The organism is candidate division KSB1 bacterium, assembly GCA_034506395.1.
In the GTDB taxonomy this organism is placed as follows: domain Bacteria; phylum Zhuqueibacterota; class Zhuqueibacteria; order Thermofontimicrobiales; family Thermofontimicrobiaceae; genus Thermofontimicrobium.
In genome coordinates this window covers 130,422-156,131 of the sequence record JAPDPQ010000004.1, presented here as the reverse complement: position 1 = coordinate 156,131, position 25,710 = coordinate 130,422, and the positions used below count along the sequence as shown (strand labels likewise).

At 46.2% G+C, this 25,710-nt stretch carries 16 protein-coding genes; 8 read left to right on the top strand and 8 right to left on the bottom strand.

Annotated elements, in window-relative coordinates; translation table 11 throughout:
* Positions 1-185 precede the first annotated feature (185 nt).
* The 7 genes from ONB37_04105 (at position 186) to ONB37_04075 (ending at position 11,607) form a co-directional block, all read left to right on the top strand.
* Positions 186-1,886: an amidase gene (locus ONB37_04105; protein ID MDZ7399333.1), complete on the top strand. Its 1,701-nt coding sequence runs from the start codon at positions 186-188 to the stop codon at positions 1,884-1,886.
* 72 nt (positions 1,887-1,958) lie between these two features.
* The gene (locus ONB37_04100) at positions 1,959-2,555 is read left to right on the top strand and encodes a hypothetical protein (GenBank protein MDZ7399332.1); all 597 of its coding nucleotides are present in this window, start codon (positions 1,959-1,961) and stop codon (positions 2,553-2,555) included.
* A gap of 223 nt (positions 2,556-2,778) precedes the next feature.
* A complete protein-coding gene (locus tag ONB37_04095; GenBank protein MDZ7399331.1) occupies positions 2,779-4,002 on the top strand; it encodes a DUF362 domain-containing protein in 1,224 nt (407 codons plus the stop codon).
* Positions 4,003-4,146: 144 nt separating this feature from the next.
* Positions 4,147-5,013, top strand: coding sequence for a hypothetical protein (locus ONB37_04090; GenBank protein MDZ7399330.1), 867 nt, complete (start codon positions 4,147-4,149; stop codon positions 5,011-5,013).
* Positions 5,014-5,279: 266 nt separating this feature from the next.
* Complete coding sequence (locus ONB37_04085) at positions 5,280-8,030, top strand: insulinase family protein (GenBank protein ID MDZ7399329.1); 2,751 nt, start codon at positions 5,280-5,282, stop codon at positions 8,028-8,030.
* A gap of 365 nt (positions 8,031-8,395) precedes the next feature.
* Complete coding sequence (locus tag ONB37_04080) at positions 8,396-9,286, top strand: DUF6263 family protein (protein ID MDZ7399328.1); 891 nt, start codon at positions 8,396-8,398, stop codon at positions 9,284-9,286.
* Positions 9,287-9,387: 101 nt separating this feature from the next.
* Complete coding sequence (locus ONB37_04075) at positions 9,388-11,607, top strand: DUF5686 family protein (protein MDZ7399327.1); 2,220 nt, start codon at positions 9,388-9,390, stop codon at positions 11,605-11,607.
* A gap of 100 nt (positions 11,608-11,707) precedes the next feature.
* On the opposite strand, the gene amrB is transcribed toward ONB37_04075, so the two are convergent.
* From amrB to ONB37_04060, 3 genes are all read right to left on the bottom strand, one after another.
* Positions 11,708-13,129: an AmmeMemoRadiSam system protein B gene (amrB, locus tag ONB37_04070; GenBank protein ID MDZ7399326.1), complete on the bottom strand. Its 1,422-nt coding sequence runs from the start codon at positions 13,127-13,129 to the stop codon at positions 11,708-11,710.
* Positions 13,130-13,235: 106 nt separating this feature from the next.
* Positions 13,236-14,381, bottom strand: coding sequence for an AmmeMemoRadiSam system radical SAM enzyme (gene amrS / locus ONB37_04065; protein ID MDZ7399325.1), 1,146 nt, complete (start codon positions 14,379-14,381; stop codon positions 13,236-13,238).
* A gap of 3 nt (positions 14,382-14,384) precedes the next feature.
* Complete coding sequence (locus tag ONB37_04060) at positions 14,385-15,392, bottom strand: DUF362 domain-containing protein (protein MDZ7399324.1); 1,008 nt, start codon at positions 15,390-15,392, stop codon at positions 14,385-14,387.
* A 376-nt stretch (positions 15,393-15,768) separates the two neighbouring features.
* Between ONB37_04060 and ONB37_04055 the strand changes: the two genes are divergently transcribed.
* A complete protein-coding gene (locus ONB37_04055) occupies positions 15,769-19,560 on the top strand; it encodes a tandem-95 repeat protein (GenBank protein ID MDZ7399323.1) in 3,792 nt (1,263 codons plus the stop codon).
* 119 nt (positions 19,561-19,679) lie between these two features.
* Here ONB37_04055 and ONB37_04050 read toward each other — a convergent pair whose 3' ends face one another.
* From ONB37_04050 to ONB37_04030, 5 genes are all read right to left on the bottom strand, one after another.
* On the bottom strand, positions 19,680-20,675 hold the full coding sequence (locus tag ONB37_04050) for a pyruvate kinase (protein MDZ7399322.1): 996 nt from the start codon (positions 20,673-20,675) through the stop codon (positions 19,680-19,682).
* The gene (locus ONB37_04045; GenBank protein MDZ7399321.1) at positions 20,662-21,195 is read right to left on the bottom strand and encodes a DUF4416 family protein; all 534 of its coding nucleotides are present in this window, start codon (positions 21,193-21,195) and stop codon (positions 20,662-20,664) included. The genes ONB37_04050 and ONB37_04045 overlap by 14 nt, the downstream gene beginning before the upstream one ends.
* Positions 21,196-21,447: 252 nt before the next feature.
* Complete coding sequence (locus ONB37_04040) at positions 21,448-24,087, bottom strand: DUF5050 domain-containing protein (GenBank protein MDZ7399320.1); 2,640 nt, start codon at positions 24,085-24,087, stop codon at positions 21,448-21,450.
* A gap of 618 nt (positions 24,088-24,705) precedes the next feature.
* Positions 24,706-25,467, bottom strand: coding sequence for a DUF116 domain-containing protein (locus ONB37_04035; protein ID MDZ7399319.1), 762 nt, complete (start codon positions 25,465-25,467; stop codon positions 24,706-24,708).
* 11 nt (positions 25,468-25,478) lie between these two features.
* Complete coding sequence (locus ONB37_04030; GenBank protein MDZ7399318.1) at positions 25,479-25,697, bottom strand: NifU family protein; 219 nt, start codon at positions 25,695-25,697, stop codon at positions 25,479-25,481.
* Between the last annotated feature and the right edge of the window lie 13 nt (positions 25,698-25,710).

The following is a 25,710-nucleotide window of genomic DNA, read 5'->3' as shown; positions in this document are numbered from 1 at the left end:
TCCACCTGCTAGGATAATCTCCATGAAATTAATCCACATTTTTCCGATTGGAGTAAGGAATCTTTTCTTCAATCGATTCAACAAGGAAATTGCTCGCTGTATTTCTCACAAAGAGGATTACTTTGCGCTCATTGCGAATCACCGGCTATTCGAAGGCCAGTAAAATCATGGGAGGGAATATTCTTATGCTATTTCAATCGGATTTAAATCGACGCAAGTTTTGTGGCTTATTGTCGAGCTTTGGTATTTTCTCTGCTTTATTTCCGAAGCATCTCTGGGCAAAATATCAGAAAGCAGATGAGCAAAAAATCTCCAAGTCCGCGATCCAAGAGGCTGAAACAATTGCTGGTCTGAAGTTCACTGAGGCTGAACGGGAGCTAATGGTGGAGGGGGTGAATGAAAATCTGGCAGCTTATGAAAAAATTAGAACCATTCCTCTGGACAATAGCGTACCGCCAGCTCTCCAATTCAATCCGATTCTCCCAGGGATGATGTTCGAAACCAAGAAATTACCCATCAAAACCAGCCGCGTTTTGGCTCCCAAGGTCACGGCGAATTTAGAGGAGCTTGCGTTTTTGCCAGTCACGCATCTGGCTCAATTAATCAAGACAAAAAGAATCAGTTCCCTGGAATTGACCAAAATGTATCTGGAACGGTTAAAGCGATATGATGAGAAATTGCAATGCGTAATCACATTAACCGAGGAGCTTGCATTACGACAAGCGACGCAAGCAGACAAAGAAATTGCGGCTGGAAAATATCGTGGACCGCTGCATGGTATCCCCTGGGGCGCAAAGGATCTATTAGCCACCAAGGGCTATCGAACCACCTGGGGAGCAATGACGCATAAGGATCAAATGCTGGATTATGATGCTACGGTAGTGGAGCGACTGGAGCGAGCAGGTGCAGTGTTGATCGCCAAGCTAACCATGGGAGAACTAGCCTGGGGAGACGTCTGGTTTGGCGGCACGACCAAAAATCCCTGGAATTTGACCCAGGGATCCAGCGGCTCTTCGGCTGGGCCGGCCGCGGCAACCGCGGCTGGATTGGTGGGCTTCAGTATCGGCACAGAGACATACGGTTCGATCGTTTCTCCATCAACCCGCTGCGGCGTGACTGGGCTGCGCCCTACATTCGGTCGCATCAGTCGCTATGGCGCAATGGCGTTGAGTTGGAGCATGGATAAAATCGGCCCTATTTGTCGTTCGGTCGAAGATTGCGCGCTGGTGTTTGATGCGATCTATGGTCCAGACGGCAAGGATCTCACGGTTGTAAATTTGCCGTTCAACTGGAACGCAAATCAGGATGTCAGGAAATTGCGAATCGGATATTTAAAAAGTGCATTTGAAGCGGATCGTGAAAACAATCAGGCCAAAGCCAATGACGAAGCTGTATTAGATCTGCTGCGATCAAAAGGGATCAATTTGATCCCGATTGAATTGCCCGATTTTCCTGTGAGCGCTCTGCGTTTCATTCTCAATGCCGAAGCTGCTGCCGCCTTCGATGATCTCACTCGTTCCAATCGAGATGACCTGCTGGTCCGACAGATCAAAAACGCTTGGCCCAATGTGTTTCGTCATTCGCGATTGATCCCAGCCGTCGAATATATTCAAGCCAATCGAGTGCGCACCTTGATCATGCACGCCATGGCGAAACTGATGTCCCAAATCGATGTATTTGTGACGCCGTCTTATGGCGGCGATGTGCTGCTGCTAACCAATTTGACCGGGCATCCGGCTGTGGTGGTTCCCAATGGATTCAATGAGCAAGGTTCTCCCACGAGTATTTCCTTCATCGGAAAACTCTTCCATGAAGCTGAAACTCTGCTGGTCGCCAAAACGTATCAGGATGCGACTGATTTCCATTTGAAACATCCCAATCTATAAGGGAATGGGCTGGATTGTGAGCAATCCTGCTTTAGCGATGAACTCCGAAACTAAAATGAAAGGAACAAAAAAATGAAAACGACAGGCGTAATCTTGATGTTGCTATTGCTCGCTACATCTGTATTTAGCCAACAAGAAACTTTATTCAGCGGCGAAGTCGATCACGGCGGCTTTGGCGGGCCTGTAGTGAAATTTTCATCGATCAATGGGAAATTTGGAGTACTCGTCGGTGGTCGCGGTGGGTGGATCATCGATCATAAGTTGATGATCGGTGGCGGTGGATATGGCCTTGCGAACTACGTGGCCGCAAACCGACTTGGGCCGCTGAACGAAAAATATCTTGATTTTGGGTATGGTGGATTGGAGATCGAATGGGTGGTCAATTCCGATAAATTGCTTCATTTCTCTTTCCATACGCTCATCGGTGCCGGAGCCATCCAATATCGAAACGAAGCGCGAGATATTACCTTTGGGGATATGCCCAATGATGCCCTGTTCGTTTTGGAACCTGGAGCGACGCTCGACCTCAATGTGACCACTTGGTTCAGACTCAGTGCCGGCGCCAGCTATCGATATATCACCGGGGTGGAGGAAGGCTCTCGATTGAGCAGCAACCAAGACCTCAGCGGTCCAAGCGCTATTCTAATGTTGCGATTCGGGAAATTTTGAGCACGATCAAGTAAGCCAACGCAGATGGTTTTTCGAACACTCATATTTCACCTGAAATTCTAAGATAAAAAAATTGCCCCACGATGCACACGAGAGAGCACAAAAACTATTATTCGAGCTCGCACTTTAGCGCTATTCCGTGTTTCTTGTGGGGCAAAAGTTTTTTGCTTGTGCCGTTTGAGTTCATTTTAGAAATTTAAGTCTCATTTTTAAGGAGAATTGAATGTCCTGCCAATCAAAATCAGGCTATCGGTCGATGCCCGACCCAATTCAAATCAAGCGACGTGATTTTTTAAGGCTGGGAGCAGCCAGCGCTGGACTTGTGCTTGGGAATCCAACTCTATGGGCGCAAGATGCTCAAAAACCGCAACAGCCTGTCAGGCCTAAAACCAATATCCAAGAGGCCCTTAGTATCCCCAGAACTAAATATTCTTTGCCAGGACTTTTTCCTGGCAAAGTCGTTGAGATTCATCACCCCAGCGCCATGACAGAGGAAAAAATCAATGCCGAGATTGTCAAACAGATGATTGCGATCGGAATCCAAAGTTTGACTGGTCATGACCTGAAAAAGAGCTTTGAGCTCTTCTTTCAAAAGGATGACGTGGTTGGGATCAAGGTCAATCCAGTGGGACCCGGTCTCATCAGTACTCGGCTCGAGGTCGTGGATGCCATTATCGATTGGTTGATTAGCAACGGTATCAAACCCGAAAATATCATCATTTGGGACCGATTCGATTACATGCTTGTTGATGCAGGGTTTACAAAAGAAAGATACCCAGGGATTGGAATTGAGGGACTGCAGACGATGGATGAAGCTGCAGCCGAAGGCAAAGCAGAGGACGACAGCCGTTGGTTGAATCCAGATGGCACGCATGTCAGCGCCAAAAATTTCGATATGAGTGTCTATTATTGGGCGGATGTCGATGGTCCCAAGGAAGACAAGGCCTATTTGAACCAGCATGTGTTCAATGGGCAATATTCCTATTTCGGTAAGCTGCTCACCCAAAAGTTGACCAAGATCATTAATGTCCCAGTGTTTAAAAATACCGGTAACGGCATCTCGATGGCCACGAAAAATCTTGGCTATGGGGCAATTTGTAATACCAATCGGCTGCATCGTCCGCTATTTTTCGACGTCTGCACTGAAGTTTTGGCTTTTCCAGTTATTCGCGATAAATTGGTTTTGAACATCACCGATGGATTGCGCGCTCAGTACGATGGTGGGCCAATGTCGAACGCCAAGTTCACTTATCTTTACAACACCTTGTTTTTTGCGACCGATCCATTTGCATTGGACATGGTCTGCCACAATCTCATGCTGCAAAAAAGAAAAGCCATGAACGTAAATGTCAATGAACATCCCCGTTTCACTGAATACTTGCGTTATGCTGAGCGGCTGGGTCTGGGAATCGTGGATTTGCAAAAGATTCAGCACCTGCGTGTTTAGTTCTAATTTTTAGAGGAGAATGGAGCGATGGAGTAATGGAGTGATGGCTATCTGGCATTATGCTCCAAAACTCCAATACCCCCATGCTCTGACTCTCCCACGCTTCTTTCAAAGATTTTCAAATTTTTGTATGGATAGACAGCTATGAAAAAAGCACCGTTACTGACAATAATTATCCTCTGGCTTGCCGTTGATTGCCATGCTGGCATCATCCTTCCCGATGATAATTTCGTGGTCGGATGGACCACCTCAGGCAGGACGCTCCGTTTTGTAGGGAACGATTTGTATAATTACATCGATGGTGGGGCAGAGCTTTTTTTGGAATTCGGGTTTAAGGAATTACTCGTGCAGGGTTATCGGCAAAAAGATAAGGAAATGGTTTTAGAAGTGTATCAAATGGATAGCCCCGAGGCAGCCTTGGGAATTTATTTAATGAAATGCGGCGAAGAAACCCCAATTGAAAAGATCGATGCCAGAAACTCTGGGAATAAATACCAATTTACCATTGTGAAAGGAAGCTACTTCATTCAGGTAAACAGCTTCGCTGGGGATGAAAAGCTGATCCCAATCATGAGAGAGCTGAGTCGTCAGACCTTGCGGTTCATCCCTTCAGAGCGGCCAGTAAGATTGTTCGATCTTTTGCCGAAAGAGCATCTGATCACTGGATCGGAATTGATTATTCGTGGCCCTTATGCCTTGCAACCGATTTTCACGTTTGGAGAAGGGGATGTGCTTAAATTGGGGGGCAAAATCTTTGGTGTGGTTGGCGATTATAAAGATCCAAATCTGGGGCGATATAAGTTGATTCTCATCCGCTATGCATCAGAGGCCGATGCTCAATCTGCATTTGGGCATCTTATGGCGCATCTTGATCCTTATTTGAAAGTGCTGGACCAATCGAAAAACGCTTTCAACTTTCAGGATTTCGAGAGCAAATTTGGATTCGTGGCGGTGAAGGGGGACATGCTCCAAATAAAAATAGGTCTTGAACGAAAACAGAGCCTTGAATAGTGCTATTGCAAATCGACTCAAATGAACGTGGATACTGATTATTTTATCGATTTTGGTTAAACCCATAAGCATAAACTCGATCTGAAGCCCTAAGATACGAGCACACGGCGCAATTGAAAATAGATAGAATAAAAATAGCTCATCTCGCGTCCTGGAAGTCAGTTTTAAAGCTCGTCGAAATTGTTTGGCAACAAAATATCGCTTGCTACGTAATACGCTTCAAAATCAACCATTACAAATTTAAACTTGATTAGGGAGGAAATATGATGCTTCGCAAAACACCTCTGTCTATTTTTGTTCCAACATTGCTATTGTTATTTTTATTATCTCTCTTGCCGATGAAATCCGCTGCTCAAGAGATCGATATCCCGTATGAAAAATTTGTATTGGATAATGGGTTGACGGTGATCATCCATGAGGATCACAAGGCACCCATCGTTGCGGTGAATATCTGGTATCATGTCGGCTCCAAGAACGAAAAGCCAGGCAAGACTGGCTTTGCGCATTTGTTCGAGCATCTGATGTTTAACGGCAGCGAGCATTATAACGATGACTATTTTAAGCCGCTGGAAAAGGTGGGTGCTACGGACCTGAATGGCACCACCAACGAGGATCGCACAAACTATTTCCAGAACGTGCCGATCTCTGCTTTCGATTTAGCGTTGTGGATGGAATCGGATCGCATGGGCCACCTCATTGGCGCCATCGATCAGGCCAAGCTGGATGAACAGCGCGGCGTGGTGCAGAATGAGAAGCGCCAATATGAAAATCAGCCCTACTCGATCGTGGACGAATTGGTCACGAAGAACTGTTTCCCAGCCGGTCATCCATATTCCTGGACGGTGATCGGCTCGATGGAGGATCTCGATGCAGCCTCTCTGGAAGATGTGCATGAATGGTTTAAAACCTATTATGGCGCGGCCAATGCGGTGATCTCCATTGCTGGCGATGTCGATACCAAAGCTGCACTGGAAAAGGTGAAATACTATTTTGGCAGCGTTCCTTCAGGGCCGCCTGTTGCCAAGCATAAGGCGTTCATTGCGAAACGAACTGGGACGATTCGCCAAAGTGTTGAGGATCGAGTGCCGCAAGCACGGATCTATAAGGTCTGGAATGTGCCGCAATGGGGGACGCCCTGCGCCGATTACCTCGATCTGGTGAGCGATGTATTGGCATCTGGCAAAACTTCTCGGTTGTACAAACGGTTGGTTTACGAAGATCAAATTGCCACAGATGTCGCTTCATATATTGATAAACGTGAGATCGCCAGCTTGTTTTATGTTCAAGCGACGGCCAAGCCAGGTGAGGATCTGAAGAAGGTAGAGAAGGCTTTGGATGAGGAGCTGAAGAAGTTTCTGGACGAAGGACCTACGGAAGCGGAATTGAAGCGTGTAAAGAGTCAATTTATCGCCAGCTTTGTGCGCGGCATCGAACGCATTGGTGGATTTGGCGGCAAATCGGATATTTTAGCCACAAACGAAGTATTCGGTGGCAGTCCAGATTACTATAAAACCACCCTGAAGCGCGTCCGCGAGGCGACAGCCCAAAATCTTTTGGAGACGGCCAAACGCTGGCTCTCCGATGGCGTTTATATCCTAGAGGTCCATCCATTCCCAAGTTACCAAAGTAGCGAATCCAAGGTGGATCGCTCTAAATTGCCAGAACCTGGGCCAGCCCCTGAGGTCAAATTTCCCAAATTACAGCGCGCAACCTTATCGAACGGATTGAAACTTGTTCTGGCAGAACGACACGCTGTCCCGATCGTCAATTTCAATCTGCTAGTGGATGCTGGATACGCAGCGGATCAATTTGGCTTGCCCGGGACCGCCAGCTTGGCGATGGATATGCTGGATGAAGGGACCAAAACGCGCGATGCCTTGCAGATCAGTGAGGAATTGGCCTTGCTTGGCGCGCGGCTCAGTGCTGGTTCCAGCCTGGATATGTCCTCTGTCTATTTATCAACCCTGAAAGAAAATTTGGATGCCTCTTTGAATATCTTCGCCGATGTCATTTTGAATCCTGCTTTCCCTGAGAAAGAATTTGCACGGCTGCAAAAACAACAATTGGCGCGCATCAAACAGGAAAAGGCCTCGCCGTTCCAAATGGCGCTCCGGGTCTTTCCGCGATTTCTATATGGTGAAGGCCATGCTTATGGTAATTCATTCACCGGCTCAGGGACAGAACAATCTGTCAATCGACTAACCACCGAAGACCTCGCGAAATTCCATCAAACCTGGTTTAAACCGAACAATGCCACATTGGTGATTGTTGGAGATACTAAGCTCAGTGAAATTACTCCTAAGTTGGAAAAGCTATTTGCTGGTTGGAAGCCAGGCAATGTACCGAAGAAAAATATCAGTCCGGTCGATTATCCGTCGAGCTCGACTGTCTATTTGATCGACAAACCAGGTTCGCCTCAATCCGTCATTCTGGCAGGACATATTGCGCCACCTAAAGCAGATGCAGATGATCTGGCGATGAATATGCTGAATTCCATTCTCGGAGGCACCTTTACCTCTCGGATCAATATGAACCTTCGCGAAGCCAAGCATTGGTCCTATGGCGCTGGAAGTGTGATCGTATCTGCTCGAGGACAGCGACCGTTCATCGCTTATACCTCAATTCAAGGCGACAAAACTAAGGAATCACTCCAAGAGATGAAAAAGGAAATGATGGAAATCCTTGGCGCCAGACCAGCAACCCCGGAAGAATTGGATAAGGTGCTACAAAATGAAATCCTCGGCCTGCCAGGTTCCTGGGAGACGATCGGAGCGGTTGGGAGCTTGATCGCTGAACTCATCACCTATGGGTTGCCCGATGATTATTACCAGACCTATCCAGAAAAGCTGCGTAACTTAAAATTGAACGACATCTCTAGAGCGGCTAAAAAACTGCTACGTCCCAATCAAGTGACATGGATTGTGGTCGGCGATCGGGCCAAAGTTGAGCCCACGCTGAAAGAATTGGGTTTCGGGGAGGTGAGATTGATTGATGCGGATGGGAAGCCGGTGGAGTGAACAAGGTCAGGCAATAGGAGGCAGTGATCGGTAATCAGTGATCGGTAATCAGTGATCAGTAATCAGTAATCAGTAATCAGTGATCAGTGGTCAGCAATCAGTAGTCAGTGAGTAATGTGAATGATCGGCTTTTTGTGGGATAAATAAAGCCAGGTCGCAATATTGTGATAGAAGGAACAAGGGATGGCAAAACCCGATGTCGAGTGAGGTGGGTTTTGCCGCTTGAAATAATCGAAGAAAAAGATTTTTGGAATTTCATTGGAATCAAAAACTGGCTCTGCTGGTCTAATCGCATCGACGGGTGCATTGATTAGACGTTTTTTCCCAAGCAGAGAGAAATTGAACATTATGCGGAGGAACAAAGAATGAACAAAAGAAATTTTCATGCGTTGTTGAACTGCTTGCTCCTTTTCAGTATCATAGCAATGATTTCCTTCAGCTGCGCCGCTAAAAAGCCGTTCTGGGGAGACGAAAAAAGCGGATATATCCTGAGCTACCATCCGTTGCCAGGTGCTGTTTGGAGCTACGAGCAAAAAGCCGATCAGAAAACCAATATGGAACAGATGGGCCAAAATATCGAAACGATCAATAAGACGTATCTTCGATACTCAATTCAGAATCAAGGTGCGGATAAGGAGGGTAACTTGCGGGCGACTGTGATGGTCGATTCAATCAGTGTTGAGGCCAACGCAATGGGTCGTGAAATTAGACCAGATTTGAGCGGATTTATCGGCAAATCTTTCACGCTAATTTTCACAAAGCATGGCAAGGAATTGGAGATGCCAGGTGCGGATTCGATTACTGTGGATTTTGGGATGATGGCTGGCGGTAAGCAAAGCATCAAAACATTTTTCAGGAACGTATTGTCCGATTTACCTGACACACCTGTGAAAATAGGTGAGAGCTGGACCAAGCAGGATACGACTGACCTCACTCAATCTGGATTAAAAATTCAGGTTTTGTCTGAAACGACCAATACGCTCGAAGGTGTTGAAAAAATGCTCAACTTTGACTGTCTGAAGATCGCCACCAAATCCAAAGCTTCCCTGCAAGGCTCTGGTCAACAAATGGGCGCGGATCTCAATTTTGAGGGAGAAATGGAAGGGACTGGCATCTGGTATTTTGCATTCAAGGAAGGGCTGACTGTCAAAGCGAACTTGGATAATTTTATGGAGGGGACCATTGTTGTCTCGGGTCCTGCCAATATGTCGATGCCGATCAATCAAGAGTCGCGAATCGAGATAGTCCTGAAGTAGCTGTCGTAATCGAAAACCAGGTTTCTATATGAAACCTGGTTCTTCTTTCTAATCAGGCAAATTGACTATCGGGCTATGTTAAATTCGCCTAGGCTTTTATCATGAAAAAAGATGGTGCAACCTTCTATCGCTGGCATGTTGGCTTTGGTCAATTCGTGCTCGCTACTTTGACAGTTATTCTCTTATCATCTTTCAGATTCGCTCTCGCAATTGCCCCCGACGAACTGACCGAATTCGTCAAACAGGTTCAGCAAAACAGCCAGCGCTCGTATGACGAGATCAATTCCGTGACTTTCGAAGGACGGTCGAAAACTTATATCTATTTTGGCTATGGCCCCTTTGATATCAAGCTGATTCCGTTCATGGAGGATTATTATTTCAATGGCATCTGGATGAAGCCCGATTCGCTCAGGATCATCATCAAAGCCCTGCGCACGGTTGAACCCGATACGCAAAAGATCCGCTATGGGGGATTTATTCCGCTGCCCAATCCGTTTCAGTTTACTTACGATCCCTCCGCCTTTGGCATCAACCGAGGATCAGCAGATTCTACTACTCGAAAAAAATGGCCGCTCTATCCATTTGCTATTGGCGCTGATTCGGTCTATCACTACGAAAAGATCAACGAGATTGGTTTTGGCGAAAATAAGGTAGTTACAATAAAGGTGACGCCGACCAAATCCTATATTCCCGCGGTAAGCGGAAAATTTATGGTGGATGTCAATAAGCAAGAAGTGGTCGGTTCCGAAGTGATCTTCAATGAAGCGGCTTCTTATACTCAGGCTTCAATGGTAAGCGATAAAACGGGCAAAAAAAGAAGTTTTACGTTCAGTCTGGGTGGATCGGAAAATCATAAAGTGAAAACCGAGAAGGTGCTGCTTTATGAATCGTATTGGCTGCCAGCCCATGTCGAAGAAGAGTTTGAAATCCACTGGATGGGAATCAAGCTCAAAATCTATCGGCTCATCGAATTCACCAATTATGAGGTGAATGCTGAGCTGCCCGATTCATCGAAAATTATCGATCAAAAAGTCGTTTACCAGATTGATCCTGAGCTGGAGAAAAAGGTCATACCCGACACGACCTATCGAAATCGGCTGACCAAAGAAGAGCAGGATCAGATCATCAAACAGATCGAGGATCGATTTTTATCGGCAAAGCTGCTAACCGATTTGATTCAGTCGGATGCGATCGCGGAGCAGGCGGTAAAAATTGGCTGGGAGCAACGGGTCGGTCCCTACTTTCATTTTGCTCAGCAGATTGCCAATTATTTCCGCTACAATCGCGTTGAGGGATTGGCGGTCCGTTATGGCTTCAACCTTTCTAATTTGATCATGAAAAACTCAGCCATTTCTGTCAATGCTGGCTATGGCTTCAAAGACCAGCGCTGGAAGGGCGATGCCGCGCTGCTGGTCTTTTTGAATCATCAGAAAAATGTGTTCATTGAAACCAATGTTTATCGATCCATTGGCTACGAAGAGCCCTCTCGGTTGATCACCACTGGCAAAAATACTTTCACCAGCTTGTTGTACAAAGGCGATTATCGCGATTATTATTACAAACAGGGCGCCAATCTTGGACTGGGATTTTTGCCGTCAGAGAATCTGGCGATGAAGCTTTTATTTGTTTCCCAGGAAGAAAAAAGCGCTGCTAATCACACCCGATTCAGTCTGTTCAAATACAGCCAGCCGTTTCGATTGAATCCAGAGATTGCTGAGGGCAGGTTCAATGGACTCCAGGCGACCCTGCTCTACCGTATTTATAACTTCGATCTCGACCTGTTGGCTGAGTACACGGACATGAAAAATCTCGGCAGTGATTTCTCTTATGCTTTCATCAAAGGGAGCCTGCAGAAACGATTTCGTCCCACCGAATTCAGCGACCTGACCTTTTTCACTGCTGGTGCCGCTGCCACTGGCAAACTCGCGCCCCAGCGCTGGTTCGATTTTGGCGGCAAGACGTTTTTGAATTACCACGGCAATTTACGAGGCGCTGATTACAAAGCCTTCACTGGCGATCGCATGGTCAATGCCACGCTGGAGTATGCCATCAATGGCAGCGAATTTTATCACCGGGGCTTGAAGGCGGGATTGGTCAAGGGTTTGAAACTGCACCTGTGGAGCGGAATCGGGTGGAGCAAGTTGTCAGAAAGGAGCCAAAATTTTGCATCAAATATTAATGCGCCGACTGCCACAACTGAGGGGATTTATCATGAGTTTGGCCTCGGACTGAGTGATCGGTTGAATATTTTGCGGGTTGACGTGGTGTGGAATAACGTCGAAAAGAACAAGTTATTGTTGAGTGTGAATGTCCTCAGATAGCAGATTGAATGCAATTTCGTCGGCGAGCAATTTAAAAAAGCCGTTCTTCTTCAGAAGAAAAGAACGGCTTTTTGATTATTTCGAAATAACGTTTTTCTCTTTACTTTTCCTCATGAAAAACATCTGCCGAGAAAATCTTAATCTTGGTTCCCTCTTTTTTCCATGCGTCGCTTGGCAGTCCAGCCTTATTGCACGTATGTTCCAAAAAGGTCTCTCGATCCCAGCCGTATTCGGTTGCAACCTGCGGCAACAATAGGCCGCTATAAACGCCTCGCTCGATAATGATCCCATGTTTGCCCACCTCTATTTCATTGACATCGGTGATCTCTCGAATGGGTGTCAGGACCGAGATTTCAACTTCCAAATCGTCCAGTTCATCGGCTGTGACGGCTGGAAAACGCGGGTCCCGAAAGGCTGCAGCTTTGGCCATTTCGATCACGGTTTCGTCCAGGGGCTTGTAGGCCAGTACGTAACCGATGCAGCCACGAAGATTGCCATGTTTGGTGAGGGTCACAAATGCCCCTCGCTTTTCTTTGAAGATAGGGTCATCCGACTCCAAGATCGGATCGGGCTTGTTCTCCAAGGCATTTTTAATTGCCGTTCTCGCCAACTTGAGCAGTTGTTTTTTTTGGGCGTCGCTCAAGCCGCTTTCAAAACCTGAAGTGGTGGATTTCTTAGAAGTTTTGCCTTCTTTATAGATCGCCACGGCCCCATAGCCCACCACATAGCCGCCTCTGCTTCTTGTGACATCATTCGAATTCGTCTGGTAGACGATTTTCGCTTTGTTGGCCCCAAGGTTCATCGCGACCAGTTGGGCGACCACAATGCCGCCAGCACCGCAGGCCATGAGATTACGGCCTTGAAACTCATCACAGAGTTTTTCTGGATTCATTTCGAGAATTGTCGCTAAAGTACGGTTATCAGTCTCCTGGCATTCTTTATACGAATATCCATGGTACAGGTCGCTGCTGGCAACTAACAGTACTTTTTTCCCCTGAACCGCCTTGGTGATGGCGTCTGCCAGACGCCGGCAATTTTGCCATGAGTAATCCCAAAGCGAAATCGGCACAATTTTCAAATCCGGAATGGCAACTTGAAGGAATGGCAACTGGATTTCCAGCGAATGTTCTTCGCTGCCATGGCCCTCCCAGCTTGACCGGATGCCAGAATCTGTGGCAATAATGGCGTCAGCGATTTCTTTGGCAATAGGAACGACTCCCAATGGGGTCTCATAGCCATCCTTATTGAAAACCGAGGCCCCATAAAATGCCTCGTGATGACTGGGCGCCAGGACGATCACTACATCATAACGATTCCCTTTCACCTGCTTATAGGCATTCGCAGCGGTAAAGCCTGAATAGGCATATCCAGCATGCGGCGATATCAGTGCAATAATCTCTCCTGGTATATGCGCCACTTTTGCGTTCTCTAAATAAGTGCTAATCTCCTTTCTTAATGCTTCTGGGTCGCTAGAATACCATGTCCCAGCAACCGCGGGTCTGCGTATTACTTGAGTGTTCATCGTCTGTTTTCCAACCTCCTTTTGGGGTTGAGCTTGACAGTGAATAAGTAAGAGAAAATTGATAAGACTCCAATAGCGAATAATGTGCGATGACATTGTTCGTTCCTTAACTCCAAATCCCAGGAATTTTATGACCACAATGCTTGCATTGGCCTTGCTTGGTGATGGAATTGCTAACGATTTGGAAGCCAAGCCTCTGGATCACCATTTTTTTGCAACCAGGGCAATAGGTATTTTCTCCCTCATGGCCTGGCACATTGCCAATATAACAAAAATTAAGCCCCGTGTCAAGCGCAATTTTGCGCGCCATCTCCAAAGTTTTGAGTGGTGTCGGAGGGAGATTTTTCAGCCGATATTCAGGATGAAAACGGGTGAAATGAATCGGAACATCTGGGCCCAGTTCTTTCACGATCCATTGGCACATCTGCTGCAACTCTTTGGGGTTATCATTCAATGTGGGGATCATAAGATAGACGATCTCGGTCCACATATTTTCCTGTTTTAATAGCACCAGGGTGTCCAACACTGGCTGTAGGTGTCCTGAGACCATTTCTTGATAGAATTTTTCGGTATAGGCCTTGAGGTCAATCTTGACAGCGTCCAGGACACGGCTCAGGTCCTTCATGGGCTGAGCTTTGATATAGCCATTACTAATCATCACGCTCTTAATATTGAGTCGATGTCCTTGTTCTGCGCAATCGTACATGTACTCGGTGAAAATGACTGGTTCGGTGTAGGTGTAGGCAATGGATCGGCTCTGGGTGTCCCGAGCATATTGTGCGATTGCTTGCGGTGAAAGTTCATAGCTCGGCACCTGATCGGGTCGGGCCTGAGATATCTGCCAGTTCTGGCAGAATTTGCACAGCACATTGCATCCAACTGTGGCGATCGAAAAGGCAAGCGTTCCAGGCAGAAAATGAAATAACGGCTTTTTTTCGATCGGATCGACGTTTGCGCTGCACGGCCGTCCATAGACCAAGGTGTAATACGTGCCCCCATGATTCTCACGGACGCCACAATAACCCGTCTCTTGATCATCGATCACACATTCCCGTGGACAAAGCACGCATTTGATCTTTCGATTGGGCAGCTTTTCGTAATATCGCGCTTCTGTAAGTTTTGATTTGCTCGATTGCTGCGGAGTGGTCCGTGCAATGCTCGACCCCAATGCGGGCAGCAGCGCACAAGCGGCGCTAGCTTGCGTCATGGTCTTGATAAAATGACGCCGCGTTTGAAATCCATTGATCTTCATGGCTTATATCCGAATAATTTTTACTTTCTTCAAATCACTTAAGCCGAGGCGATGTTGCGCATCCCCGGCGGTGGTGATATAGCTGGGCTCTCGGCCTGCCTGTTTCAGGCTTGGCAAGCCCATCTCTTTGCGCTTTTGTTCGATGATGTCCCAGCCAATCATGTCGATCGCGACTGGGTCGAAGCCGATGACGAGACCATTGTAATTCCACGCCCATTGCGGCATGGACGGCGGTCCCCCTTCGCATTGTGCCGTGAGCGCATCGGTGATAATCAGCCGGACCTTGGATCGGATTTCCGGGAGCATATTGACATCGGCAATGTAAGGATCTCCGCGATTGTCGTGATATTTGTTGGGATTGTGGATAGCTCCGAAGAAGTTCTTCAGCGCGTTAGTCATGCCCACGATGCCATGATCTTTTAGAATTGGGACATTGATCACAGCGGTGCACTGATGCACCAAAATTTTGCTGAGATGGCTCCCAATGGATCCATACTCGTAAATCTCAGCGGTATAACCAAATTGGTCATTCCCATAGCATTTGATCTCATTCCGACCGGTTTTGATCTGAAAACCTGCCTTTTCAAGGTCGCGGTTGGCTCGATCCCAAATGATAATATTTCGCTCCGAAACACCTGCGCTGGTCAATCCAGAAATAATTGCATCTACCAATTCTGAATGGGTGGAAATCCCCTTACCAGCCAGACAATTAATTTTGATCCCAACGATATCATCTTTTTTGAACAACCGCTGCCATGCCTGCTCGGTTTTGTCCACTTGCAGTAATTGCTGAAGTGCACCATCAAGCAGCTTTTGGACCTGTTCCGAAACGAGCTTGTTGTTTCGATCTCGAACTAAATCGTTTCGGGCTAAGACAATCGGCGATTCGGAAGGAATAAAACTGGCCTTACGATCCTGAGCTGAAATATGGGGCGCTGCGCCACTGAACGCCAAAGTTGCAGCCGCTTTTAAGCTGGCCTGGAGAAAATCGCGACGTTTTATCGAATTCATTTCCTGATTAATAAATGAATTGGTGCTGATGTCTAAATTTCATTCGTATGAAGATTTGATATATTATATCAATTTTCAAAGCAACTGTCAAGGGAAATTTTTGACTCACTGAAACCGCCAGCTTGGTTATTTTTACCTTTATTTAAAAAATTGCAATTCAAGTTGCTATGGCTATAAAGTTGCATGTGAAATTCCCTCTCTTGCAAATGATGTATTTAATGATGCAGAATAGATCATCGATTCCATTGCGAACTGAAATTTTGATCTATGATAAAGGCTTTACATTCTTAGCTCCGCATTCTGAATCGCTTGTGGGTATTAAGAGGGTTGCTGCAAACATGGTTCATTGAACTTTTAATCAACAGAGGGAAAAAATATGAGGTATTTTCTTGTCACATTGGTTGTTTATGTTTTGATGAACTTTTTTATGGGACATCCTTCATGGGCACAAACGTGGTCCGAGGAGATCGCTGTTTCGAATGGCAAGTCGCCAGATCTGGATATTGATCCTAAAACTGGGAATTTGCACATCGTAGCGATCGTCAATGGTACTGGTGCTGTTTATACTGAAATGGATAATTCCGGCAAGCTAATTCGTCAGGAGGTGATTCCGAGGACCGAAAAGGAGAAATCCGAATATTCATTCGGGGCATCGATTGCCGTGGATACGAGCGGCAATCCTCATGTGACGTTCAGAGAACCATTGGGAGGAAATTATTATTCCTCTTATTACACCTATCGAACAGCAACTGGATGGTCATCACCAGTTGTGGTGTCGCAAGATGTTTACCGCGGCTATGTAGTCCCGATTGATATCGATAAGTATGGTTACGCCCATATTGGTCGGGGTTCAGCAACGGGAGAGGGGGATGAGCCAATGATTGGCCCGGTGCAATATTTTAAGTTTTTAAAGAGCCAACTTCAGGGGGATAAGGACGGTTTTTATCGCTACCGCTGTGATGACCGCCTTGAAATTGACGCAAGTTATCAAAACCAAGTTCACATGATTTTGGGTTGTCCTGATTATCCAGTGGCTGGCGGGCCAGTATGGTACTGGCGCTCGTTCGATGGAGGAGCAAAATGGGAAGGTTTGGAAATCCACAGTTCCAGCGCGAAGGGGGCGAACGGTACCCCCGATGTATTTGTCGATGCGTCGGGAAACGTCCACATCGTTTATGGATCTGAGATCGATGAGAGCATCGGAGGTGAACCATCGGTGCGCTATTCGCGCTGGGTAAATAAACAGTTGGTGCGCGACGTCAACGTGACGGTTCAAAATGAGATTCCGGTGCGCGATGACACGCCGCAGGGAATTGGCTCTGTTGCAGCAAGCGCTGATGGGAATATTGTGATTGTGGCCTATTCCGAGGGCTTTGGCCAGCGATTGTTTGTGCGAAGATCGGATAATGGCGGTGCCACCTGGGGCGATCGCATCAAAATTGCCGAAGAAAGCGTAGGCGATCTGGGGCGCAATAAGCAGGTCATTCGTGCCTACAAAAGCAATTTCTATGTGGTCTATCCAACACCCGGCGGGATCAAAATGCGCTATTTAAAATTGACACAAAATCAACCGCCAGTGGCTAATGCCGGAGGCCCATATCAGGCAGATGAGGGGAGCATCGTTAATTTCGATGGTTCTAAATCAAGTGACGGGGATGGAAAGATTGTTAAGTACGAGTGGGATTTCCAGAATGATGGCACTTATGATCAAACCAGTGCATCTCCAACAGCTAGCTTCAAATACACGGATGATTTCAAAGGCCAGGTGAAACTGCGCGTGACCGATAATGAAGGGGCGACCGCAACCGATACCAAAAGCGTCACAATTGCAAATGTCGCTCCAACTGCTAAAGCTGGCGGTCCTTATTCTGGAGAAATCAATAAGCCAGTTCAATTGAATGGCAGTGCAACGGATCCTGGGAATGATGTGTTAACCTATCAATGGGATCTCGATAACGATGGCATTTTTGAGACCAATGGTCAATCGCCGCAGGTGACTTTTAAGACGGGTGGAACACATATTGTTAAATTAAAGGTCACGGACGATGATGGTGGTGTGGGAACTGATCAAGCGCAGGTCGTCATTTCAAATCTCCCACCGGTCGTTAGTCAGATTCCGCCCCAGACCATTAATGAAGGAGGCTCATTTACGCCGATTTCGCTGGATAATTATGTTTCCGATCCTGATAACAATGATGCTGAAATTACTTGGACGGCCAGCGGCATGAACCATCTCAATGTGACCATTACGAATCGCATCGCAACCATTACAGTGAAAGACCCAGAATGGTCTGGCAGTGAGACGATCACCTTCACCGCGACGGATCCCGGTGGCCTATCTGCAAGTACAGCGACGGTTTTTACCGTATCGCCTGTGAATGACCCTCCAGTGATGACGCAAATCCCCAATCAAACTATTGACGAGGGCGGCAACTTTAACAATATTGTGCTAGATGATTATGTGACAGATCCAGATAATAGCAAGAGCGAATTAAATTGGAGCGCTTCTGGGCAGAATCAATTGATTGTCACCATCACCCAACGGGTAGCATCGGTTCAAACCCCCAACCAAGATTGGTTCGGCACAGAAAATATCCTCTTTAAGGTCACAGATCCAGGTGGTCTGTCCGATAACAAAACAGTGACCTTTAAAGTGAATCCAGTGAATGATCCGCCTGTAGTTTCAAAAATTCCAGATCAAACCATTGATAACAGTGCAACGTTCGCGACTTTTGATCTGGATGATTATGTCAATGATGTCGATAATGCAAAGTCTGAATTGACCTGGAGCCATAATGCAACGAAATTAGTGGTTAAAATCGACCCAGTTAGTCATGTCACTTCAGTGGCGGTTCCCAATCCGCAATGGTCTGGGAGCGAAACGATCACCTTTACGGCAAAAGATCCAGGCGGCCTTTCAGGAGAGAATTCCGCGACTTTCACGGTTGGTGATTTCAATGATCCACCCAAAGTGTCACAAATCCCAGATCAGACCATTCTTGAGAATGGGAGCTTCACTCCAATTCAATTGGACCTATATGTATACGACCCAGATCATAAAGATTCAGAGATAAATTGGAGCTGGAGAGGTAACAAGGCACTGATCATCAAAGAATTTAGTCGGGTGGTGACGATCGCCGTACCAGATTCGGAATGGGCTGGTACTGAGGTCGTTACGTTTATTGCATCTGATCCCGGTGGCAAAAAGGATAGCTGTGTCACCGTTTTCAAGGTCATACCAGTCAATGATCCCCCGGTCCTTGGCTTTATATCAGATTTATATTTTCAAGAGGACGATACGTTACGTTTGAAACGACAGGATTTATTAGCCATCGCAAATGATATCGATAGCCCCAAGGAAAGCCTCCAATTTTTCATTGTCAATATGATCCGAACCCATTATCGGGTGGATTCAAATACGAAGGACTTATTGATTTATGGCGATAGCAATTGGTTCGGAACGGAGACGGTTCAATTCCAGGTATTGGACGATGCAGGCGGATTTGCCACTCGTAACGTGAAAATCATTGTGCTATCCGTGCCTGATCCACCATCACCATTTTCCTTGATTTTCCCAGTCGGCACATTTTTCCCAGAAGCCCCCGATTCCATCCGTTTCGTCTGGCAGAGATCATCCGATGCCGATCCAGGAGAAATCCCGATCTATCAATGGAGTCTGAGCCAAGATGTGTTATTCAATCATGTGATGGATCAATTTAATAACTTGCAGGACACAATTTTTACATTCAAAACCAAATCGCTAGCTCATGGGACGTATTATTGGCGGGTAATCGCATTTGATCCGACGTGGAAGTTCACCATGAGCAAAAATGTTGGGGTCTTCAAGATTGGATCCACTGATGTAGCGGACGAAATTGAACATTTGCCGGCGCAATACGTCCTGGAGGCAAATTATCCCAATCCATTTAATCCCGAAACCACCATAACATTCCAGGTCCCAGAGCGCTGCCATGTGCGGCTAACGATTTACAACAATATGGGGCAATTGATCGCTACGCTAATCGATGAAGAGGTGGGACCGGGCATCTATACGAAAGTTTGGAATGCGCGTGATGCCGCAGGCAATGCTGTAAGCACCGGTGTTTATCTGTTCAAATTGGAATCTGAGAAATTCAAACAGGTGAGAAAAATGTTATTCGTCCGATAAGGGAAAAAGCTGTTTGAAATTCCGTGGTGTAAGACCATCATGACAAGTCCGCTTTGCTATTGGCTTAAAGTTTCATTTCAAGTTTTTTTAGCATGAAATGATAAAGTGAAGTGGGCTTGTCATTTCTGGATATAATTGATGAAGTTTCGGCAGAACTCAACCGCTTCTATGGGATATTTTCCAATTGCGGTTTCATCGGATAGCACGATCCCAGAAAATCCATTCTCCAATAAATAGCCGAGGTGGGCGATCTCGGAACGGGAGGGATAATTTTGGCGGACCATGTTTTGCAGCACCTGGCCAGCGATCAACGCTGGCTTTTCAATGAACACCATGTGTTCGATAAATTTTTTTTCGTACTCGAAAAGCTGATAAATGGAACCGTTCGCCCCGAGATCGCCGCGGCAAAGCCAGGTCATATCCGAGGAATTTGCCAATTCGCGCAATTGCAAAAATGCTTTGGGTCGTTCAATTTTTGCGACTAGCGGTTTTCCCGGTAAAAGCTGTTGGAACAATCCCAATTCCCGGGTGTTTTGGAGATAGGAAATCGCGTAACCAACGAACCGCCAGTGACGCGTTTGCTCGATGAACAGACGATCTCGAGCGGAGACTTGATCTATTTCTAGATCATTTTGAGGGATGAGAAAGCTTTTGAAGGAACTGATCTCTCCAAAATTGAGAACCTGTGCTCGAAAGCTACCATTGTTGACCTGCTGAACCATGAGTTGAATTTTCCCGTCGTCCAAAGAAATCTGATCGCCTGGTTTGATGCGCTGGAATACCGAAGGGTAGGGGAGAGGGATTTCAGCAGCAATCTGACTATAGCTATTTTTAAATGTGACAATCTCGCCCCGCTGAAGGAAATTGACCTTCACAAGTCGACCGATTCGCAGCTTCGAGCCCTGTAAATCTAGCCATATGGGCATGGCGTCCCCGCGCTGTCGAAATACCCGCTCCAGTTCGATCAGCCAGCGCGAGAGCTCGGCCAGTGTGACATGCGCGCTGTTGATCCGAAAACCAGTAGCACCAGCCTGCACAAGCTCACTCACCCGATTTTTAACTGCCGGGCCCAAGGTCGCAATAATCTGATAATGTCCGCTTTTAATGATGCTCACCTTTTTTTAGCTGGGCTTTATAGAGTTCTCGCATCCGCAAAAAAGCTCGATTATATTCGCCACTCCGAAAATCTGGAAAACTCCAGGGAAAAGGATGGTAATCACCCTTTTCATAGCGCAACGTAAGATCCGCATAAATTCCGAGATCCAAATAAATTTTTTGTCCATTATACTTTGCAGAGGCCAGCACGATCTTATCATAATCCATGTAACCAGGGTCCAGATTCACTTTCCGACAGTTTGCAACAGCCAGCAATTCCTCGATGGCATTGCAGGCAATTTTAATTCTGGCAATCTGATTTGGAAGAATAAGTTGCTCGAACGACCAGAACAACCTCCAGATCGGCCAGCCCATCTCGGTGCGGTAATAATCAGACACTTCAAAGCGAAACACTGGGCTCTGAAAGTCGATCGCTCCAAATTGGGCCATCAGTTCAGATCGCGCGCGTTCCATCAATGGGGCATCAGAATAGAGGACCCCACAAAATAATTTAACTGGATTTGGCGCCGTTGGCTTCATATAAAAATATGTTAAAAAAAGATACGAAAGTCAAGCGAAATTTATGGAATGGCTGGTTCCTCGAGAGGATTTTATGATAGAAGGCATAGAACTGAAAGGTTTCTCGATTATCCCTTCTGATTTGAAAGAATAGTTTCAAACGGGTAGCGATAATAAAACATCGGTCGCTGAAAGCTGACCGTCCGATGCTATTCTGTTTCTTCCAGCGACCGATGCACTGATGAATAAGTCGAATAAGACGAAGCTATCAATTTAGCGGAGCAAAAGCATCTTTCTTACCGTGACGAAATTGGTGGTTTTCATCTGACAGAGATATTCACCACTGCCCACTGGTTCACCCCAATCGTTTCGGCCATCCCAACGGATCCGATATATACCTGGCCCTTGATGCTCGGAGACCAGAGTTCGCAATTTCTGTCCCAGCAAATTGTAGATCTCTATCGTCACAAAATCAGCTTGAGGTAGTTGATATTTCACCATGGTTTCGGCATTAAATGGATTGGGATAATTTTGGTCCAAACCATAGTTTTGCGGGACGGAAAAATTATCCAATTGAGATTGTGGTAGATTTTTGATTTCATAGTCGTTGCCGTTCACAGAAAATTGTTGAATCGTGATTGGCGTGACGGCAAGAACCTTCCGGTCGGCAATTGGCTCAAAAATAAACCGGATCTTGCAGGAGTTATCGGCAATCGCTTGAGCTGAGGCCATCGCCATTTTGATCATCCCATTCTGCTCATGCGAGGAGAACAATGCCGAAGACTTGGTTGTAGTCACAGGCTCGGCACTGATAAAGCGAAGCTGGTCTTGAGAATATTGAACCGCAATGCCCCAAGCGAACAGATCTGATGCAGCGCGAATTTCGATCGGCATGATTATTCGTCCATCTGATCGAGCCTCAAACTGACCAATGATAATTTTGTCGGCCTGATCCGCTCTGGCGAGATACTCGCCAGGTGGCACCTGCCAATTGCCCGACACATCACCATAAACGATACCGACAAAGTCCTGATTGACTTTATCCGCATTTAGCGGCTCATACCGAATGGAGTCTGGGGCGGTCGGCCAGTTGTTTTGATTAATTGGAAAGCTGAGCGGCACAAAGGTCCAATCCTTGTTCACAGGAAATTTGGGGATCAGTCCGACATAATATTGGAGGACATAGGAAGCATCCAATGCTGTCACTTGACCATTGCCAGAAACGTCGCCAGCGATCTTTTGATATGGCGTCAGAGTAAGCGCTTGAACCACAGACATCAGGATAAGCGCGGCATCATAGGGTCCAACTGCGTGAACTGAGCTTCCCATTTTTTTAGGTCGCAGCGTATAATTACCCTGAATGACATCGAGGAACTGGAATTCTCCGGTGTTACCTGTCGTTTTCTGATTTCCATCTAATTTGACCTCCACGGCAGGGACCGGAATGCTATTGCTGTAATATCTAATCGTTCCAGAGATGTTATACTTGGCAATGACAGTGAATTTTCCGTTTGTAATAATCACCTCAGGTTGACCATCATTAAAAATAAAATCTGAAATTATGAGATCGGCGACGCTATTGTGGATGGCATTGGGAGCCACTTGATAGCGCAAATAAATCAATTTTCCTGAGCCAGCTAAAGCGGTGGTCCCTGCATGACCAATTTTGATCTTCCCACCAACGATGTTATAAGTCGCAGCCCCCCAGGCTTGTGAGAGCGTCCCTGTCGTGATGACGGCCTGTGGGATCAAAATAGCGGGATTGGTCTCTACGGTCAAGCCAAAGCTTTTAATATTCTTGTCAGTCACATCGCTGACGTAGATCGGGATATCAATATAAGTATTAGGTTTGCCGCTCGTATCGTGAATTGCTACATGCACTTTTTCGAAGTCGATATACCAAATATCGGTCACGCCGCTGCGCCGCGAGAGAAACGCCAATTTTTTGCCATCGGGCGAAACGTTTGGCATATAGCTAATGGAATCGCCGAAAGTGATTTGTTTTAGCCCAGTGCCATTAACATTCATTTTGAAGATATTTCCTTTGCCAATTTTATAAGAGAAGAAGAAGAACGATTGCCCATCTGGCATCCACACATTTTGCAGCGGCCAGCTCAATAATTCATGCGCCGGATCTGATGTCAGGCGCGTTTTATTGCTGCCATTGGCATTCATCACCCAGATATCCCAGCTATCGGGAAATCCATCGCAGTAAAGGATTTTGCTTGAATCTGGTGAAGCTGCAAATTGGATGTTATTTGGGAGATTGTTTGGGGTCAGTGTAGCAAGGTTGCCGCCATCAAAATCGACCTTATAAAGCTTGCATGGCTGGTTATAGTTATCGCCCCGAGTATAAAGGATGTGCGACTTGCCAAGCCAACCGATTCCCTGAACCAGCGAGCTATGGCTCACTGTTTTGGCATTGGCTCCTGTAATATCGATGCGCCGGGCGACCCACCAACCAGCCGGAGCTTCCCGAAATAGCAGCCAATTACCGCCAGGACGGAGCACATAATCTCCATACCAGTAAGGCCCAATTATGTTTTTCTCATCAGTTCCATCTGGCTTAATGCGCCGCAACAGGAAATTGTAGGGATAAGTCCCTGTTTTAGATTTTGCCTTAAAAACGATATACGATCCCTTCCAATCCACTGGGCAGCCGTAGCTGGTTTCCACACTATCGGCCAAGAGCGTCTTATTGCTGCCGTCAAGATTGATGCGATATAGTTTCACCTCATTATCGCACCAGGCGATATAGGCGAATTGAGTTCCATCTGGTGACCAGGCAAACGTCATTTCTCGCAAATCTTTGGTCTCATGCGTTACTTGGATAGGATTCTGGGCTATGACCAAAGAGACAAGCCCATTTAATAGGACAAGCAGCAATGGCCAATAAAAAAATTTTCGGATCATAGGTCTACCTCCTCTTGAATAGGTCCTCGTGGTTTATGGATTTAAATGAAAATGAATAAGCTGAAGCATTTGGTTGCGGCTTTCGAGCGAATAATTTGGGGTGATATAAAAAAACTAATGATATTGACATCCTAAGCGAATGGCTAGTTATAATGCCAAATAACTTGGCCTATTTTCTAATCATGATCTCAGGTACTGTTGGAGGTTCAATCAGCGTTGCTTGAATAGCAGAGGAGCAGTGCAGCAATGGTCTTGATTTTTGATCCTTTTTCTGTCAAGAACAGCCAGAGGGTCATTCTTCAGGAAACATTATTTATTGATCATCGCTAAAAGTTGGAGAGTTGTTTAAGGCTTACGTAGTGCCGTTTACCAAAAGATTCCGTTCAATTCGAGCTAGTCCATTTTTCGATTTTGAAAATACGGAAGAAGTCGGATGAGTTACAAAAATAGCCTGATTGCTCGAGCGGTCGCAGCCAACGTAATTGACGTTTGCATTATACGATCAAAAACTGAAAAAAGCAAGTGATTTTTTGAAGCGAATAGAATTTCTCGTAATATTTATTCAAATGAGTGAACCTGTCGCTATCTGGCCAACCACAGCTCTGAATTCCTGTATTCCTATTCCAGAAAGAATAGCAATGCATCTTCGATCTTCTTATAATCGACGGTAGTATTCTTGCAAGGGCCCTCAGGACGTTCGTTTGGGATACCGATAACTGGAATATGTTGGGTATCGCGGATGCCGCTCAGCAGATCGCGCTCGCAGGCGACGCCAATGATTGCAGAAGGCTTGTTCTCGGCAATAATCTTCCTCGCCAGTTCGCCCCCAGGAACAGTGAATATGGCGCAGCGATATTTTTGGGCAATTGCATTAATCTGCTCCCGAATGGGACGACGTAAGCAGCGGGGTAAAAGGATGAGTATTTTGCTATTGCTGATCTTTTGCGGTGTAGTCATAATCAGCGAATTGCTCACCTTGATAAATGAATTACCGATCCGATCGTAAGATATGCCGATCTTTGTGCCGAGCGCCAAGATTAACGGGGTTAAAAATGTGATTGAAAAATATTTTTTGTGAATCCGGACCAAAAGGTTCTTCCGGAGAACAATGGACAGGACAGTCTGCAAAAAGACCAGGATTAATCCGATTAAAGAAGCAAGGATCAAATATTTAATTACTGTAGCAATGGCAGGATGAAATTGTGAGACGCGAGGCGAAATAAGATACCAGATTGTAGAAAGTACCAGGGTAACCAGAAGAATGGATAGGATAGCAAGTCCCAGAAACAGCCGTTTGCCTGTCTCGGCATGAAGCGTCGTGTCGCTGAGATTGCCATCCCATCCTACCCATTCGTCTCCAAGTTTTCGGTCTTGTTTCATAATAAGCGAAATTAAAGTGCAATCACTTCTTTGATCTCAGGAACCTCCTGTTTGAGGGCGCGTTCGATGCCCATTTTGAGCGTCATCTGGGAAAATGGGCAGCCACCACAGGCGCCAGTCAATTGCACTTTCACCACATCGCCATCAACACTGACCAACTTGACGTCCCCACCGTCTGCCTGCAGGGAGGGACGAATTTTATCTAATGCTTTCTTAACTTTTTCAAACATAAAAATAATCCTT